Below are 15,935 nucleotides of genomic sequence, written 5' to 3'. Positions count from 1 at the left end.
CTTTACCGGGTTTTATTCTGATTAAATCAGAAATTGTTTCTTTATTTAGTATTCACGGATAATTTCTGTGAATTTTTGTGCGATTTCCTTCTGACCCTTTTCGCTGGTAACATATTCGCGGTCCTGCGTATTGTTGATAAAACCAAGTTCTACCAGAACGGCAGGCGCCTTAGTTTCTCTCAGCATATGAAGGTTGCGCTCTTCAATTTTAGCAACATTAAATTTCTTGGAAATTTTTTCAGCCAGATTTTTTGAATTTTCACTGTTCTGAACATAAACTTCTGTCCCTTGTTTTGGCGTTTCTTTTTCGGGATTGCTGTTGATGTGAAGAGAAATAACGATTTCAGGATTCAGCTTGTTGATCATGGCTGTTCTTTCCCCAAGCGTTGGATAAGCATCAGAATCACGGGTTAAAATCACCTCATACTGATCCTGATTGGCATTCAGTTTCTGAATCTCTTTAGCAATATTTACCGTAATGTCTTTTTCTGAAAATTTCCCATAAACCACTCCGTTGTCGTTTCCGCCGTGTCCGGCATCAATAACGATGTATTTTTTAGGGATAGGGTTAAATGATAAAAATGCAGCAGAAAAGGCAGATAGAGCAAGTAGTTTGATTCCTTTCATTTCAGTGATTTTTTGTTTTTCAAATAACGGAAATTCTTTCTTTAAAATTGGTTAACGTAATCTTAAAATTTGTTAATGTTTTTAAAGGGTATCGAATAGGAACACAGCTAGTTAAGTGAGATATCTTCAGGAGAGTTGGCCCAGAGTAAATATTCGCCACCCAGGTTCTGCATAATAGATTTCCAAAGGGTCTGATCGTTGGGAAGAGTATAGTCTAAATTATAGACATCTACCACAGTCCAAAGCTTTCTCATGACTTCATCATCCAGTTGCTCGGCAGACCACCCGGAATATCCTGAAAAGATTTTTACATCCTGAATACTCAGTTCTTTATTAAGGACAGCACTGATAATGCTTTCAATATCTTCCGTGATGTAGAAATCCTTATTGATCTCAGAATAGATCTCGGTTACCTTCTTTTCTTTAACAATAAAGAATACCTTATCGTTTTCCACGGGACCGCCGTCATAAACCTCTATTTTGAAGTCAAAAAAGTTTTTGAACTTATTACTCATCTGGCTGTTTTTTTTGTTCAATATCAATCCAAATGCTCCATTTTCATTATGCTCGATAATGAGGACTACCGATCTCGAAAAAATATCGCCGGAAATGTCAGGTGTGGAAATTAATATTTTACCTTTGTATGAGTAATTCATACTCAAATTTAATAAAAAATATTTATGGAAAACCTGCACGACAAAAGAAAAGTGTATGAGAAATCCCAACTTATTGAAAGTGAGATAAAACAAAATCCAATCGAGCAGTTCAGAGACTGGTTTTTGGATGCCAGTACAAGTCCCGGAGTCTCTGAAGCCAATGCTATGGCGGTTTCTACGTTGGAAGAAGATGGTTGCCCGAGAAGCAGAATGGTTCTCCTTAAAGAATATACTTATGAAGGATTTATTTTCTACACCAACTACGACAGCAGAAAAGGAAAGGCAATAGAAAAGAATCATAAAGCCTGCCTTCATTTCTTCTGGCCGAATCTGGAAAGACAGATCATTATTAAAGCCGATCTTGAAAAAATTGCCGAAAATCTGAGTGACGGATATTTTCATTCAAGACCAAAAGGAAGCCAGTTGGGAGCAGCTGTTTCACCCCAAAGTCAAGTGATTCCCAATAAAGAATTCCTTGAAGAAAGACTGAAAGAACTTGAAAAAGAATATGAAAGCAGCGAAGTGCCAAGACCTGCCAATTGGGGCGGATATATTGCCAAACCTTATGAAATAGAATTCTGGCAGGGAAGACCCAATCGTCTACACGACAGAATTATTTATCAGCTGGAAGGACTGGATTGGAAGATTTCGCGACTGGCACCGTAGAAATTAGAAATTAGAAATTAGAAGCTAGAAATTAGAGGTTAGAAGGTGGATGCTGGAAGTTTTGGTAGAAGTATCATAGCTTAACACGTTTCTTACTAAAATATGATTGATTCTAAATTTTATGAATAAAACGGTATCGTTAAAATTCAATAGGAGCGGGCTTTAGCCCGTTTTTAATATGTAAACATGACATTGGCTTTAGCCGAAAACTTACATTTTCCAATGAAACAAATCAATTACATGGGTGATTCTAATTCTTTATGAATAAAATGGGGGGCATAAAAAATTCAATAGGAGCGGGCTTTAGCCCGTTTTTAATATGTAAACACGGCATTGGCTTTAGCCGAAATCTAAAATAATAAAAACACTACCGGAACCTGTAATACCTTCCAAATTCTACTGATGACACAACTTGTGGGTGGCTGAGGTCCTCGAAGCCACCTATACCCCAAAAAAAGGCCGCTTCCTAAGAAACGGCCTTTGAATTTTTCTAATCTGAATGATTATTTTTTCTTAGCACCAGAAACTGCATTAGATAAATCAGCTCCTGCTTTGAATTTAGCAACTTTTTTAGCAGCAATTTTGATTGGTTTTTTAGTTGCAGGGTTGATACCTTGTCTTGCAGCTCTCTCAGCTACTGAGAAAGTACCGAAACCTACTAAAGAAACTTTTCCGTCTTTTTTCTTTAGAGTAGTAGTTACATTACCAATGAATGATTCTAAAGCAGCTTTAGCTGCAACTTTAGTGATTCCTGCATCTTTTGCGATTGCGTCGATTAATTCAGACTTGTTCATAATTTTTAATATTAAAGTTAGTTCGTAATTATAGCAAATATAATACTATTTTCTAATTGTGCAATTATTTTATTAAAACTTATAAAATTTTTTTGCTTTTCGGTGAAAACAGTTAAAATATGATAATTTCACTTTTCACGTAAAATCTACGTTACGGCTCACTAAAATCATGCCAAATGCTTATGTGTATTGACTTTAGCAAAACGGTAATATTATTTCCTGTATTTATTAAATCCTGAATTTCGTATAAACTATTAATATTTTTAATGATATGTTTGCATATTTTATAAGCAAAGGCCTGAAAGCTTGTGTAATATAAAATTAAATACCTCTCTGTATGCGTGTTTTAAATTGATTTCAAAAGTCCGATTTATTAATTATTATTAATAAATTTGCAGCATGTTAATAGAAGTTTTTAAGTCTAAGATCCATAGGGTACGGGTTACGGCATCTGACCTTAATTATATTGGGAGTATAACGATCGACGAAGATCTTATAGAAGCTGCCGGCCTGGTAGTGGGAGAAAGAGTCTATATCGTGAACGTGAATAACGGGGAGCGCTTTGATACTTATGTGATCAAAGGAAAAAGAAAATCAGGAGAAGTATGTCTGAACGGGCCTGCAGCAAGAAAAGTGCAGAGAGATGATATCATCATTATCATCGCTTATGCGCAAATGACACCTGAAGAAGCTAAAGTTTTCCAGCCAAAGATCGTATTCCCGGATGAAAAAACTAATCTCCTGACTTAATCTATGGAGAAAAAAACAAAAAATCCTTTAAAATCCATACTAACAATAGTAATATCGCTTGCTTTTGCAGGCTTTTTTTTATGGCTTGCCTTAAAAGGGCTGGATTTTAAAGTGATTAAAGCATCTTTGGCGAAAGCCAACTATCTCTGGGTACTCTTTGCTTCTGTTTTCGGTATTCTGGCTTATTGGTTCAGGGCAGTACGCTGGAATCTGATGCTGGAACCTATGGGACACAGGATTTCCAATTCAAACTCACTTTGGTCTATATCTTTCGGATATCTGATGAATCTTACCATTCCCAGAAGTGGTGAGCTGGCAAGAGCTACCGCTTTATATGGTGTGGAAAAAGTTCCGGTTGACAAGTCTTTCGGGACCATTATTCTCGAAAGAGTAGTAGATCTTATATGTATGCTTGGTTTTCTGGGGCTTACCTTATTATTTAAATATGAAGCCATCTTATCTTTTTATGAGAACTCTGATGTTCAGATCAATCCAAACAAGATAATATTTGCTCTTCTGATATTGGCTATAGGAGGTGTCCTGTTTTTTGTATTCAGAAAGAGACTTGCAGATGTTCCGTTTTTGGGGAAGATCGTGGGTTTTATTGACGGAATTCTTGAAGGACTGGCAACCATATTCAAATTAAAAGAAAAAGGGAAATTCATTCTTTACACATTAGGAATATGGATTTCTTATTACTTTGCAGCATATCTCGTATGTTTTGCCCTTCCTGAAACCTCCAGTTTTACCATTGCTGATGGATTTTTTATCATCGTTGTGGGTACTTTGGGAATGATTATTCCTGCAAGTGGCGGTATCGGGGCATTCAATCTGGCGATGAAGTTCGGATTTATGGCCCTCTTTATTTCCATGGGAAAAAGTGCGGAATTAGGTGGTGAAATGGGATTGACCTATTCCTTTATATCACTTCCCCTTCAGATTACGATTATGTTGGTGATGGGGTTAATCTCTATTCCGATGTTAGCTAAAGCCAGAGAAAAGGCAGTTTCTCATCAGGAAATTAAAAATTAATTTTAAAGAAATTTTTTAATCTATATGAAGTCCGGTTTTTTAATCGGGCTTTTTTAATGTTGATATTGAATGACGGAAAGCTGAAACTTCTATTTTTCTCAAGAGTGAAAATTAAGAAAGCAGAGTATGCAGATTATCCAACTTAGAGTACTGATTTTTAAAGGTTGTTGACTTATGTTAAAACCTTATTAAAATGAAATATTTACTATAGTTATCATGCGTCATTTACTTTTTTATCTATAAATTTGGTCAATTCACAAATCAAATTTATCTTAAACGAAAAATAATTAATAATCTAAAACACTATGGCAATTAATTTACAGAAAGGACAAAAGATCGATATTGGACTTACAAAAATGACGATAGGACTGGGCTGGGACCCGAATGAAGGAACAGGTTTTGACTTTGATCTTGATGCCTCTGCTATCATGATTGATTCCGACAGAAAATTAGTCACTGAAGAATGTTTTGTTTTTTATAATAATTTACAGTCTCCGGACGGCGCATTGACTCACACAGGAGATGATCCGAACGGTAAAAACAGCGATGGAGATGACGATGAAGCCATTATCGTTGATCTTGAAAAAGTAGACCCAAGAGCGGAAGAAATTCTTTTCGTAGTCACCATAGAAGATTTTGAAAGAAGAAAGCAGAACTTCGGGCAGGTGAGAAATTCATACATCAGAATTGTAGACAACAGTACCAACCAGGAAATTGCTAAATACGAACTGGATGAAGACTTCTCTATAGAAACCGGAGTGGAATTCGGAAGATTATACAAAAGAAACGGAAGCTGGAAATTCGAAGCCTCAGGAATCGGCTACAGAGCAGACCTGGCTTTCTTCCTTGAAAAATACTACAAAGGACAGATCATTAAATAATTTTATATTCAAATACACAAAACAATAACTATGGCAATTAATTTACAAAAAGGTCAGACGATTGATTTAAGAAAGAATGACCGTGGAGAAAGTGTTTACGATCTTTCAAAAGTAACGATCGGTCTCGGATGGGATGTAAGAAAACAGGGCGGTTTCTTTGGGAAACTGTTCAATAAAGAAGCAGAATATGATCTTGATGCCGTTGCATTTCTTTTAGATGGAAACGGTAAAGTAGCCAACCTTGGAAAAACAGTTCAGACGAACGATGGAAGACAGATTGCACTTTATCAGGGCGATGTGGTTTTCTTCAATTCTATGCAGCATCCCAGCGGAAATATATGGCTTACCGGAGACAACAGAACCGGAGCTGGAGACGGAGACGATGAGCAGATTATCGTTAAACTGGATCAGTTGGACGAAAGCTATCAGAAAATACTGTTTCTGGTGACTATTTACCAGGGAAAACAAAACAACCAGCACTTCGGAATGATAGAGAATGCTTTTATCAGAGCCGTAGATGCCAAAGGAAAAGAAATTACAAAATACAGCCTTTCCGGAGATGCCAGCATGAACGGAAAATGTGCAATGGTCTTTGCAGAAGCTTACCGCCACAACGGAGACTGGAAATTCCGTGCCATAGGAGAACCGCATCAGACCGATAATTTTATCGAGATTCTGAAACAATACGCATACAGCAACTAAGTCTGAATTTTTATCAAAATATTAATGGCCGGCAGGAAAGTTTTCAACTTTCGCTGCCGGCTTCAGAAATACTATCATCTTACCATGAGCAGGAGATTATTAGCATACTTTTTACTGGATACTTCAGGTTCCATGAACGGAGAACCTATCCAGGCACTGAATAATGGATTTAACGGGCTGATAAGCATGCTCCGCGCAGATCCTCAGGCAATGGACAGTCTGCATCTGAGTGTGATTACTTTTGACCGTGAGGTGAAAAACATCATCCCACTGACAGATCTGGCCAGTTTTTACCCTATGGAAATTACCTGCCCGGATAGCGGGCCTACCCATACCGGAGCCGCGCTGGAAATGGTTTCGGAGCTGGTGAAAAAAGAGCTGGTAAAAGGCTCTGAAGACGGAAATGGAGACTGGAGACCGCTTCTGTTCATATTTACAGACGGAAAACCATCGGATATACAAAAATACAGACAGATGATTCCTGTGATCAGAGACCTGGAATTTGGTGCTATCGTTGGCTGTGCTGCAGGCCCTAAAGCAGATGAGCAGTTTCTGAAGGAGCTTACCGATCATGTGGTAAAGCTGGACACTACAGATGCTATTACGCTCTCTTCATTTTTCAAATGGGTGAGTTCTTCCATTACGATGGGAGGAAAATCTCAGGGAACGGGAGAAAGTACTCCCTTGCCGCCTCCGCCTTCAGAACTTAATATTATTATTTAATCACTTGCCTTTACGATAGACCATGAGAAGATTACCCATTTATTTCTTAGTCGATGTTTCCGAATCTATGGTTGGAGAACCTATTGAGCAGGTGCAGGAAGGTATCGCCAATATCATCAGAGAATTAAAAAAAGACCCGTATTCCCTGGAAACGGTTTATATTTCCATTATAGGTTTTGCCGGAGAAGCCGAGGTCATTACACCCATGCAGGATATTATTAGTTTCTATCCTCCGAAAATCCCGATCGGAAGCGGTACATCGCTGTCTCAGGGACTCATCAAAGTAATGGACTGCATTGACCGGGATATTGTGAAAACCACTTACGATAGAAAAGGCGACTGGAAACCAATCGTTTTTCTTTTTACAGATGGTGTTCCTACCGATGATGCCACAAAAGCTATCGAAAGATGGAACAATAAGTACCATGGAAAATCCAATACCATTGCTGTATCTATAGGGGAGAATACCAACTACAAACTGCTGGGAACTTTATCTGATAACGTTTTACTGTTCAATAATTCTGATGAGAATTCCTATAAAGAATTTTTCAAATGGGTAACAGATTCCATTAAAACAACCAGCCAGAGTGTGACGGAAGCCAATAAAGAAGGTATCAATCTTTCCAAAATTGATTCTATTATCCTCGAAAAGGTAAATCCTGAAATGGAACAGAGATTTCCTGACAATAATTTCGTGGTTTTAAACGGAAAATGTTCGGAGACGGAAAAGCTTTATCTGATGAAATTTAAAAAAACATTCGCCGAATCCAGCATACCGGGAATGTCTACCCGATATTACAGACTGGATGGAGCTTATAAAATTGATGAAAAAGCGTATCTCAGACTATCTTCTTCCCAAAAAAACAACCTTAGAATTTCAATAGAAGAACTTCAGGGAGGCACTTCCTGCCCGCACTGTGCCAATCCTATTGCCTTAGCTACCTGTTCCTGCGGTGGAATTCACTGTCTGAAAGGAGAGGGATACAATAAATGCCCGTGGTGCGGAACTTCAGATTATTACGGGTTTTCCAGTGAAGGATTTGATATTAACAGAACTCTGGGATAATAACGCAAGCTTCTATTTGAAGGTTCAATAAAAGATTATGGAAAAAGCAGTTATTTACAGGGAGAAAGAAGAATTTAAAGAAGTTCATCTGGTCCTTAAAAACGCCAGTTCAAAACAGTTTTATGAATACAGTTTTGAGATGACGGACTTTCCGAATATCAGAATTAAAAATATCATCCATCTTGAAGAGACAGGGCTTAGTTTTGAAAATAATAAGATTTCAGGAATTCCTTATGCCAGTAGTGTTCACGACCTTGATATCGAATTCTGTCATATCCATGACGAAAACAGCACAGAAATAAAGAAAGTTCACCTGCTCGTTAATGCTGATCCCAAAGATCTCTGGAAAAACATTCCGGGCGATACAGCAGATGCTTATTATAAACCTGATGAAGCCATCTATCAGGGAGAATTCTTAGACAAAAAAATAGTTGTTGCCTCAAAAAGAGGACGTTCTCATGCCCACGAAGGAAAATTCAGAGAGGATGATTTTGCAGTAAATGCCCTTCCCCGGGATTGGTGCATTGTTTCCGTGTCAGATGGAGCAGGCTCTGCGATGATGGCCAGAGAAGGTTCAAGATTGGCTGCCGTTTCTGCAAATAGTTTTTTTGATAGCGAGGATGTTTTAAATGAAATTGAGGAAAATATTAAAATTATTTATGATGTCTCACATTCTTCAGAAGACAGACAGTCCGAAGCCGGAGATAAGGTCATTCAGCTTTTGAATGAAGGAGCTCTGTATGTTCATCATGTTTTGGATAAAACAGCTTCGGAAAACTCTTTTTCTGTAAAAGATCTGCATACCACACTGATTTTTGCTTTAACCAAAAAGTTTGATTTCGGTTATGTCATTCTCACTTTTGGAGTAGGCGACTGTCCGGTTAATCTGATCAATCCTGATTTTTCTGAAGTGAAGCTTCTGAATCAAATGGACGTGGGCGAATTTAGCGGAGGTACCCGGTTTATTACATTGAAAGAGATTTTTAATGATGACACCGCTTCCCGGTTCGGAATAACCTGCGTCAATGATTTCTCTTACCTTGTGCTTATGACGGATGGCATTTACGATCCTAAATTCATCACAGAAAATAAACTTGAAGATATAGAAAGCTGGAAAGCTTTTTTTGATGATCTGGCCGGAAACAATGACGACCGGACGAAAGTAGACTTTATCAATGACTCACAGATTGCCTCGCAGCTTCTTACCTGGACCGATTTCTGGAGCCGTGGAAACCATGATGACAGAACACTTGCCATAATTTATTAAACATGAAAAAAAACGTTAAAGTTGCCTCCATTCTGGATCCGGCAAAATCTTATGAATTTGTGGATGAAAGCCCGATTCGGGGCGGTGTGAAGGATGTCTATTTTTCGCCGGACAGAGCTTATGTCGTTGCCTTTTACAGGACTCCTTTGGAAGCCGGGCAGAAAGAACGTGTCATGAGAATTGTATCTACTTATCTTGGAAATATACAGAATGGAAATTCATCAGATTATTTTCTGAACGAAATATTCAGATGGCCTTACGATATTGTAGAAAAAGATAAACTGACAGGCATTGTGGTTCCTGTTTACCATAATAAATTCTTTTTTGCGAAAGGTTATGTGGGTTCAGATAATATCCAAGGTCAGGATAAAGTAGGAAAATGGTTTACCGCTCCGATGTTCAGAAACCAGCAGTATCCTTTGAGGCTGGATCATTCAGAACTGGGAGATTGGTTGAGCTATTTTCAGATCACCATCAACATCAGCCGAGGGGTTAAAAAGCTTCATCAGATGGGACTGGCACATTCAGATCTTTCCTATAATAATATTCTGATAGACCCGGTTACGAAATCCGCCTGTATCATTGATATAGACGGATTGGTGGTTCCCAAACTGTTTCCGCCGGAAGTTATTGGAACAGCAGATTTTATTGCCCCCGAAGTTTTGAAAACCAAACATCTGAGCATGCAGGATCCACAGAGAAATCTGCCGAATCAGAAAACCGATCTTCATGCTTTGGCAGTGCTGATCTATATGTATCTGTTCAGAAGACATCCGTTGAGAGGAGGAAAAATATGGGATCTCGATTCTGAAAAAGATGAAATTATTTCTATGGGAGAAAAGGCTTTGTTCATAGAGCATTTCAGGGATCCTTCCAATCAGGTGAAAACCGATCATCTCAGAAAATGGGATACCTTCTGGGGCGATCCTCAAAAGATACCGTATACGGCTTCAGGCCCTTATCTGTCTGAGCTTTTTAACAAAGCATTTATAGACGGGCTTCACGATCCTATAAGACGTCCCACGGCAAATGAATGGGAAACGGCGTTGCTGAAAACGGCCGATCTTATTCAACCCTGCCACAATCCCGAGTGTACAGAAAAATGGTACGTATTCGATAACAGCAGTCATCCGAAATGTCCTTTCTGCGGAACCTCACACCGGGGAACGCCTCCCGTTCTGGATCTGTACTATAAATTTGACGATGAGGTCTGGAAACCGGAAAATCACAGACTGATGGTGTATAACAACCAGTATTTATTCAAATGGCATGTGTCCAGAAAAGTGATCAGAAATGAAAATCTGACTATGCAGGATAAAATGCCTGTAGGATATTTCACTTTCCACGATGGAAGATGGGTACTGGTGAATCAGAGTCTGAGCTCTATGAAAGATGTCACTGAGCAGAAAGAAATTCCGCCCGGATCTATGGTGGAACTGACGGACGGTAAGAAAATCCTGCTTTCTGCGGAAGAAGGAGGAAGGTTGGTCTTTGTTACTTTGGCCAATCAGTCGTAGAAATCTATAGATTTTTTTAGAAACTTATGTGTACTTCTATTCACACAGTAGGTCACTTAAAAAACTAAAGTGTTCAAAAACTTTTGTGCCTTTTGTGGTTGAAAGAGTTTTAAGAATGGTGGCTTCGAGGCCGTCAGCCACCAGGAAAATTTGTATTTAAAGATTTTAGCGGGGCAATTTTACTATAATAAAATAAGTGCCCTCTAAAGGTGGCTGAGGCTCCCGAAGTCACCTTGCCATTCCATAAAAAAAGAATACTCATCCTCATCCACAATTTTAAAACCTAAACCCGAATACAGATTTTGGGCTTTATTGGTTTTTAAGACGCTTAACGATACTGTTTTTCCTTCAGCAGAGGATTCCTTCAGAATATCATTGAGGATCGTTTTTCCCAGCCCTTTTCCTTGCTGAGCGGGATCAATCTGAAGTTGGAGAACTTCAGTTTTATCCCCGGTTTTGTTGATCTTCAGCAATCCGACCGGTTCATCATTTAAAAGAATGATATGGGCTTTATCAAACTGGTAAAGAATTCTCTGAAGCATTGTTTCCCTATCCGTCGGAAGATGTGATTCAGCGTAATGCGGATTCATGGTTTTTGTTCTTAGATCAAGAAGATAATCCATGTCGTTTTCAGAAGCTTTTTTATAGGTGATGCTGGTGTTCATAGGTTCTTGGTGAGATCCGGATTGTTTTTAACCACTTGGGATTAATAGGAATCTAAGATAACGATTTTTGGATTTTTTTCTACGTCAATTCTCAGTTTCATTTCGATGGACTGTTTAAAAAAAGCGTAGGCATAATAGATGGTTTGTGCATACGGACCTTTCTCATCAGATGAAGACTCTTTGATAAAATCACATTCACTTTCAATTTCTTTAAACAGGATCAGATTATTTTCATTGTCTGCCGTTATATGCCGGATGATGTCCTCCTCACTTTTTGTAAACTCATACTCATAACCATCCATTTTTTTATCCAGAATCATTTTCATCAACAGGATCATGTAGTCATTAAATCTTAAAAAATCTTTTGAATCTATATTAATGCCGCCATCACTATGCTCTAATCCAAAGTTTTCTAACTCGTAAATGGGGAAATAATGAGTATAGTTTGCGTATTGAAACATATAGCTGGTACAGACTGTTGAGGTAGGAAGTTCATACAGCAGAATAATTCCATAGTGGTCATATAAATCCTCGAGATATTTTTCCCTTGCAGAATAATCCCGTCCCGTAAATGCTGAGTGGATCTCTTCACTGAAAAAAAGATTGATTTCAAACAGTTCATCGGCGGTTAGGGTATTGATGTCATTTTTAACCTTTTCCAACACTTTTTCAAAGGTGATATCATAGGTGCCTATTTCTTTTTTCCGGTCCTGAAGATAGACTTTAAATGTTCTGGTATGGAATGTTTTGTGCTGCAGATCCTCATAAAGACGAACCGCAGCCTTTTCCTTATTGAACATATAAATTTCGGTATTTCTTCCCACGTAATTCTGTTTTAACCTATTTCAGCCCTATTTTCAGTCCCATTTCCTTTTTCATATGAAGCAGCACTTCCGCATTTCCTTTGGCATCATCTACGGGATTATGTGTATGTTCTGTTTTACGGAGATGTTTCCATTGGGCAAACGTGTCCTTTTCCAGTCCGCAATACAGATCAGACAGTCTTCTTGATGAATACCCGAATGGATTGTTTCCTGTGAAATGATGAAAATACCAGCAGATAAACATCCAGTCGAAGCCATTATTGTCACTGATGAAAATAGGTCTTCCTTTAGAGTTCTTCTCAATCCATTCGTTAAATTCAAGCATAACCTCTTTCGGATCATCGAACTGCATCGTTTCTTCCCTGCTGAAGCCTGAAACAGCCAGAGCATCCGGATTGAATTTTTCCGAAATAGGTTTCAGTTTTCCATAAAACGTAGTATCCAGCTCTTCATTCACAAGAACGGCTCCAAAACAGATCATCGAAAAATCTCCGGGAATCGGGCCATCCGACTCGATATCGACCATAAAATAGCTCATTGGTTTTCTTTAATGGAACGAAGATAAATAAAATTGACACATCTGATCTTGGGATTTTATACAAGTTCAAAAAAATCTCTTTTCCCGATTTTGATTTTGGTTTCCTTCAAAAGTTCAATTTCCTGATCAGGATCTGTTATTTTGATGCTGTTGATCTGAATGCCTCCGCTTTGGATCATTCTTCGCACGGCTGATTTGCTGAGGTCATTTTTTAATGTACTGCAAAGTTCCAATAAGGTGATTCGGTTTTCCTCGTGAAGAAAAGACTCCAAAGAAACAGATTCATAAACCTTGTTCCCTGAATTTCTGTTCTGAAACTGATTACTGAAAAAAGCTTCTGCCAGTTCAGCCGCTTCATGATCATGGTATTGAACAATGATGTTTTTAGCGATCAGCTTTTTAATATTCATCGGGTTTTCACCATTTTGTAATTTAAATTGTAAGTCATTCTTTTCTTCAATAGAGAAATCAGAGGTCAGCTCAATAAATTCATCAATAAGGCTGTCCGGAATAGACATGGTTTTTCCGAACATTTCATCCGGTTCATCGGTCAAGCCGATAATATTATTCAGAGATTTGCTCATTTTTTCCTTACCGTCCAGCCCTTTCAGTAAAGGCATGCACATCACGACTTGAGGCGGCATTTGGTGAGCCTCCTGAAGCTGTCTTCCCATTGTGCAGTTGAAAAGCTGATCTGTTCCACCCATCTCAATATCACAGGCAATCTGTACAGAATCGAAGCCCTGCAGAATAGGGTACACCAGTTCATGCATCGCAATCGGTGTATTTTCCGTAAACCTTTTGTTGAAATCATTTCTGTGCATCAGCTGGGCTACCGTGACTTTAGACATCAGCTGAATCACTTCTGAAAAATCGAGAGTATCCAGCCAATCAGAATTAAACACAATTTTTGTCTTTTCCACATCAATGATTTTTGAAAGCTGATTGATATAAGTCTGTGCATTATGATTCACATCTTCCGCTGTCAAAGGTTTTCTGGCTTTGTTTTTTCCGGTAGGATCGCCAATTCTTGCGGTAAAACTTCCGACTACAATCACAATCTGATGACCCAGATCCTGAAACTGTTTCAGTTTTTTAAGCACAACAGCATGGCCCAGATGCAGATCCGGCGCCGTAGGATCAAATCCGAGCTTGATTGTTAATGTTCTTTTTTCTTCTTCAGCCTGCTTCAGTTTTTGCTCCAGACCGTTTTCCGGAAGAATGATGGCTGCATTTTCGTGTAATGTACTGATCATAATTATTGGATTTTAAGCACAAAAAAACCCGGACAATGCTGTCCGGGCTCTATATGTAGGTTTGTTATTCTTTGTTAGATTACAGATATAGAAAGTCTTCCCGAACGGCTCGCCGGGGAGTAATATTCATTGAAAAAAGGAAGACGCAATATGCTGTTGAGATGTTTCATTGATGATAAAAGTATAAAAAAATGAATTCTGTTCCGATATTTAAACCATTAAGCAGGCTGTAAAGTTCCACATCAGTAAAGATTTATCAAAAAAAACTTACTGTTCTTAACAGTTTGTTAATCTTAATGGTTTAAAATAAAGGTTTCAAAACAATTTTACTTATCACTCTTGCAGCTAATTCTATGCCACTTTTTTTTATATGCTTAATAAAGAATTGTTATAAATAATGGATATATGTTGCCTTTTTATAACTTGTAATGGCGGCGGGATATATCACCCATTTTTCAGGAATCTATCGGGTTTCTGCATTAAGATTAAGAATAGGATGGGAATAAGTATTTCTGATCTGTTCTTTCCAGATCTCTACGTCTTCCCGGGAAGCTCTGTCGGCTTTGTCAAAAAAGAAATGCTGTATGATTTCAAAACCGCTGTACAGAAAAATTCCGTTGTCAGAAGTAAGACTAAGAGCTCTATCCATTCCCATACGTTCATATTCTTCGTGAGATTTTCCGTGGGTATTGATGATAACCGCTTTTTTTCCTTTTAAAAGTCCCTTCTGAACACCCTGATCGCAGCGGTAGGCAAAACCGTAACTGAAAACCCGGTCAATATACCCTTTCATAATGGCCGGCATTCCGGTCCACCAAATCGGGTAAATAAAAGTGATGTGTTCAGCCCGGGAGATATAATCCTGTTCCGTTTGTATTTCCTCAGCAACTTTTCCTGCATACTGTCCCTGCATGTCTTCCAGTGAAAAAACAGGATCGAAACCTATTTTGTTAAGATCTCTTATTTCTATTTCATGATTTTCTTTCTGAAGGCTTTCAATAACAGTTTGAAGCAGATGGTGATTCAGACTGTTTTCATTAGGATGTGCATAAATGATTAAATGTCTCATCGTTTTTATTGTTTAAATTAATAAGACAAATGTAGAGTAGCAGAAAAGGCAAAAATTGTAAGAAAACGAAATCGGCTAGTCAGATCCTGAGCGGCATATATCCTCCTGAAATTTTACATATTGGGAAGGAGAAATAGCCATAAAATGTTTAAAATCGTTAATAAGCTGGCTTTGGTCATAATAACCGCATTCATCAATAATACTGAACCATTCCACTTTTTTGTTATTCTCAATTTCTTTTTCAATAAGGGTGATTGCTTGTAGAAAACGGCTGTAGCGGGCAAGTTCTTTGGAAGAATAGCCAAACTGTTCTTTCTGTTTAAGCTGAATATTTCTTTCACTCTGTCGGGTCTGTTCTGCAATGGTTTTAACAGGGTTCAGGTTTTTATTGTCAAAATTGCTTAGCAGGCGGCTTGTTTCATCCTGATCCTGAAGATAAGGCTGACAAAGTTTGAGAATGTGATCGGTTTTTTCCTGCGCAGAAGCGAAGTCTGAGAGCTGATGCCAGAGTTCCGTAAAGCAGTTTTCCTGTAAAAGCTTATCGGGATGGGTTCCCTGACTGGAAATCATAGCTTTTCCGAAGAAGCGGTAAAAGGCATTGTCTTTGAAATTGGCTGCCAAAATAGAAGTTCCCGCGGGAAGGGTGTAATCAAATGCCCGGCGTACAGGTCCTAAAACAATGCACTGATCTACTTCAACCGTATTTTCTTTCTGAGTGGTCATAAAAGCAGAGTTTCCAAAACAGAATAGCATAATGGTTTGGTAAGAAGGGAGCAGCGTTTTAGTGACAGGATCGGGAGAACCGTTTTCCGCATAATAGAAATGTGTGAATACGTTTTCAAATTCCTGAGGAACTGAAATTTTAAGCTGGCGGTATTCCGGATGTAATTCCTGCATTGGAT

General features: G+C 38.4%; 18 protein-coding genes. 9 read left to right on the top strand and 9 right to left on the bottom strand.

Annotated features, from left to right (window positions below; all coding sequences use genetic code 11):
• Positions 1-45: 45 nt before the first annotated feature.
• Together ACM46_RS07280 and ACM46_RS07275 are read right to left on the bottom strand one after the other, a co-directional pair.
• Complete coding sequence (locus tag ACM46_RS07280) at positions 46-627, bottom strand: N-acetylmuramoyl-L-alanine amidase family protein (protein ID WP_048505974.1); 582 nt, start codon at positions 625-627, stop codon at positions 46-48.
• A 107-nt stretch (positions 628-734) separates the two neighbouring features.
• Positions 735-1,283, bottom strand: a complete 549-nt coding sequence (locus ACM46_RS07275; protein ID WP_048505973.1) for a YqgE/AlgH family protein — start codon at positions 1,281-1,283, stop codon at positions 735-737.
• A gap of 24 nt (positions 1,284-1,307) precedes the next feature.
• Here ACM46_RS07275 and pdxH point away from each other — a divergent pair, with 24 nt between their 5' ends.
• Positions 1,308-1,949, top strand: coding sequence for a pyridoxamine 5'-phosphate oxidase (pdxH, locus tag ACM46_RS07270; protein WP_048505972.1), 642 nt, complete (start codon positions 1,308-1,310; stop codon positions 1,947-1,949).
• A gap of 503 nt (positions 1,950-2,452) precedes the next feature.
• Here pdxH and ACM46_RS07265 read toward each other — a convergent pair.
• Positions 2,453-2,743, bottom strand: coding sequence for an HU family DNA-binding protein (locus tag ACM46_RS07265; protein ID WP_002976900.1), 291 nt, complete (start codon positions 2,741-2,743; stop codon positions 2,453-2,455).
• A gap of 399 nt (positions 2,744-3,142) precedes the next feature.
• Here ACM46_RS07265 and panD point away from each other — a divergent pair, with 399 nt between their 5' ends.
• From panD to ACM46_RS07225, 8 genes are all read left to right on the top strand, one after another.
• Positions 3,143-3,493, top strand: a complete 351-nt coding sequence (panD, locus tag ACM46_RS07260) for an aspartate 1-decarboxylase (protein ID WP_034706528.1) — start codon at positions 3,143-3,145, stop codon at positions 3,491-3,493.
• Positions 3,494-3,496: 3 nt separating this feature from the next.
• On the top strand, positions 3,497-4,525 hold the full coding sequence (locus ACM46_RS07255; protein ID WP_048505971.1) for a lysylphosphatidylglycerol synthase transmembrane domain-containing protein: 1,029 nt from the start codon (positions 3,497-3,499) through the stop codon (positions 4,523-4,525).
• A gap of 305 nt (positions 4,526-4,830) precedes the next feature.
• Complete coding sequence (locus ACM46_RS07250; RefSeq protein WP_048505970.1) at positions 4,831-5,406, top strand: TerD family protein; 576 nt, start codon at positions 4,831-4,833, stop codon at positions 5,404-5,406.
• 30 nt (positions 5,407-5,436) lie between these two features.
• On the top strand, positions 5,437-6,108 hold the full coding sequence (locus tag ACM46_RS07245) for a TerD family protein (protein WP_048505969.1): 672 nt from the start codon (positions 5,437-5,439) through the stop codon (positions 6,106-6,108).
• Positions 6,109-6,192: 84 nt separating this feature from the next.
• A complete protein-coding gene (locus ACM46_RS07240; protein WP_048506154.1) occupies positions 6,193-6,831 on the top strand; it encodes a vWA domain-containing protein in 639 nt (212 codons plus the stop codon).
• A 22-nt stretch (positions 6,832-6,853) separates the two neighbouring features.
• On the top strand, positions 6,854-7,897 hold the full coding sequence (locus tag ACM46_RS07235) for a TerY-C metal binding domain-containing protein (RefSeq protein ID WP_048505968.1): 1,044 nt from the start codon (positions 6,854-6,856) through the stop codon (positions 7,895-7,897).
• A 37-nt stretch (positions 7,898-7,934) separates the two neighbouring features.
• Positions 7,935-9,164 (top strand): PP2C family serine/threonine-protein phosphatase, encoded by a 1,230-nt coding sequence (locus ACM46_RS07230; protein WP_048505967.1) that lies wholly within the window; start codon positions 7,935-7,937, stop codon positions 9,162-9,164.
• Positions 9,165-9,166: 2 nt separating this feature from the next.
• Positions 9,167-10,681, top strand: coding sequence for a helix-hairpin-helix domain-containing protein (locus ACM46_RS07225; protein WP_048505966.1), 1,515 nt, complete (start codon positions 9,167-9,169; stop codon positions 10,679-10,681).
• A gap of 203 nt (positions 10,682-10,884) precedes the next feature.
• On the opposite strand, the gene ACM46_RS07220 is transcribed toward ACM46_RS07225, so the two are convergent.
• The 6 genes from ACM46_RS07220 to ACM46_RS07195 form a co-directional block, all read right to left on the bottom strand.
• Positions 10,885-11,346 carry a GNAT family N-acetyltransferase gene (locus ACM46_RS07220; RefSeq protein ID WP_048505965.1) on the bottom strand — a complete coding sequence of 154 codons (462 nt, stop codon included), beginning with the start codon at positions 11,344-11,346 and terminating at the stop codon, positions 10,885-10,887.
• Between the two features lie 41 nt (positions 11,347-11,387).
• Positions 11,388-12,170 (bottom strand): hypothetical protein, encoded by a 783-nt coding sequence (locus ACM46_RS07215; RefSeq protein ID WP_131707556.1) that lies wholly within the window; start codon positions 12,168-12,170, stop codon positions 11,388-11,390.
• Between the two features lie 16 nt (positions 12,171-12,186).
• Positions 12,187-12,708, bottom strand: coding sequence for a 3'-5' exonuclease (locus ACM46_RS07210; RefSeq protein ID WP_048505963.1), 522 nt, complete (start codon positions 12,706-12,708; stop codon positions 12,187-12,189).
• Positions 12,709-12,764: 56 nt separating this feature from the next.
• Positions 12,765-13,964 carry a tyrosine--tRNA ligase gene (gene tyrS / locus ACM46_RS07205; protein ID WP_048505962.1) on the bottom strand — a complete coding sequence of 400 codons (1,200 nt, stop codon included), beginning with the start codon at positions 13,962-13,964 and terminating at the stop codon, positions 12,765-12,767.
• 463 nt (positions 13,965-14,427) lie between these two features.
• Positions 14,428-15,033, bottom strand: a complete 606-nt coding sequence (locus tag ACM46_RS07200; protein ID WP_048505961.1) for an NAD(P)H-dependent oxidoreductase — start codon at positions 15,031-15,033, stop codon at positions 14,428-14,430.
• A gap of 75 nt (positions 15,034-15,108) precedes the next feature.
• The gene (locus ACM46_RS07195; protein WP_048505960.1) at positions 15,109-15,930 is read right to left on the bottom strand and encodes a helix-turn-helix domain-containing protein; all 822 of its coding nucleotides are present in this window, start codon (positions 15,928-15,930) and stop codon (positions 15,109-15,111) included.
• Between the last annotated feature and the right edge of the window lie 5 nt (positions 15,931-15,935).

The sequence above is a fragment of the Chryseobacterium angstadtii genome (assembly GCF_001045465.1).
Taxonomy (GTDB): Bacteria; Bacteroidota; Bacteroidia; order Flavobacteriales; family Weeksellaceae; genus Chryseobacterium; species Chryseobacterium angstadtii.
This window is presented reverse-complemented; position numbering and strand designations above follow the sequence as displayed.

Coding starts and splice junctions, on each gene's coding strand:
- ACM46_RS07280 (WP_048505974.1), bottom strand. CDS start 627: ATGAAAGGAATCAAACTACTTGCTCTATCTGCCTTTTCTGCTGCATTT.
- ACM46_RS07275 (WP_048505973.1), bottom strand. CDS start 1,283: ATGAATTACTCATACAAAGGTAAAATATTAATTTCCACACCTGACATT.
- pdxH (WP_048505972.1), top strand. CDS start 1,308: ATGGAAAACCTGCACGACAAAAGAAAAGTGTATGAGAAATCCCAACTT.
- ACM46_RS07265 (WP_002976900.1), bottom strand. CDS start 2,743: ATGAACAAGTCTGAATTAATCGACGCAATCGCAAAAGATGCAGGAATC.
- panD (WP_034706528.1), top strand. CDS start 3,143: ATGTTAATAGAAGTTTTTAAGTCTAAGATCCATAGGGTACGGGTTACG.
- ACM46_RS07255 (WP_048505971.1), top strand. CDS start 3,497: ATGGAGAAAAAAACAAAAAATCCTTTAAAATCCATACTAACAATAGTA.
- ACM46_RS07250 (WP_048505970.1), top strand. CDS start 4,831: ATGGCAATTAATTTACAGAAAGGACAAAAGATCGATATTGGACTTACA.
- ACM46_RS07245 (WP_048505969.1), top strand. CDS start 5,437: ATGGCAATTAATTTACAAAAAGGTCAGACGATTGATTTAAGAAAGAAT.
- ACM46_RS07240 (WP_048506154.1), top strand. CDS start 6,193: ATGAGCAGGAGATTATTAGCATACTTTTTACTGGATACTTCAGGTTCC.
- ACM46_RS07235 (WP_048505968.1), top strand. CDS start 6,854: ATGAGAAGATTACCCATTTATTTCTTAGTCGATGTTTCCGAATCTATG.
- ACM46_RS07230 (WP_048505967.1), top strand. CDS start 7,935: ATGGAAAAAGCAGTTATTTACAGGGAGAAAGAAGAATTTAAAGAAGTT.
- ACM46_RS07225 (WP_048505966.1), top strand. CDS start 9,167: ATGAAAAAAAACGTTAAAGTTGCCTCCATTCTGGATCCGGCAAAATCT.
- ACM46_RS07220 (WP_048505965.1), bottom strand. CDS start 11,346: ATGAACACCAGCATCACCTATAAAAAAGCTTCTGAAAACGACATGGAT.
- ACM46_RS07210 (WP_048505963.1), bottom strand. CDS start 12,708: ATGAGCTATTTTATGGTCGATATCGAGTCGGATGGCCCGATTCCCGGA.
- tyrS (WP_048505962.1), bottom strand. CDS start 13,964: ATGATCAGTACATTACACGAAAATGCAGCCATCATTCTTCCGGAAAAC.
- ACM46_RS07200 (WP_048505961.1), bottom strand. CDS start 15,033: ATGAGACATTTAATCATTTATGCACATCCTAATGAAAACAGTCTGAAT.
- ACM46_RS07195 (WP_048505960.1), bottom strand. CDS start 15,930: ATGCAGGAATTACATCCGGAATACCGCCAGCTTAAAATTTCAGTTCCT.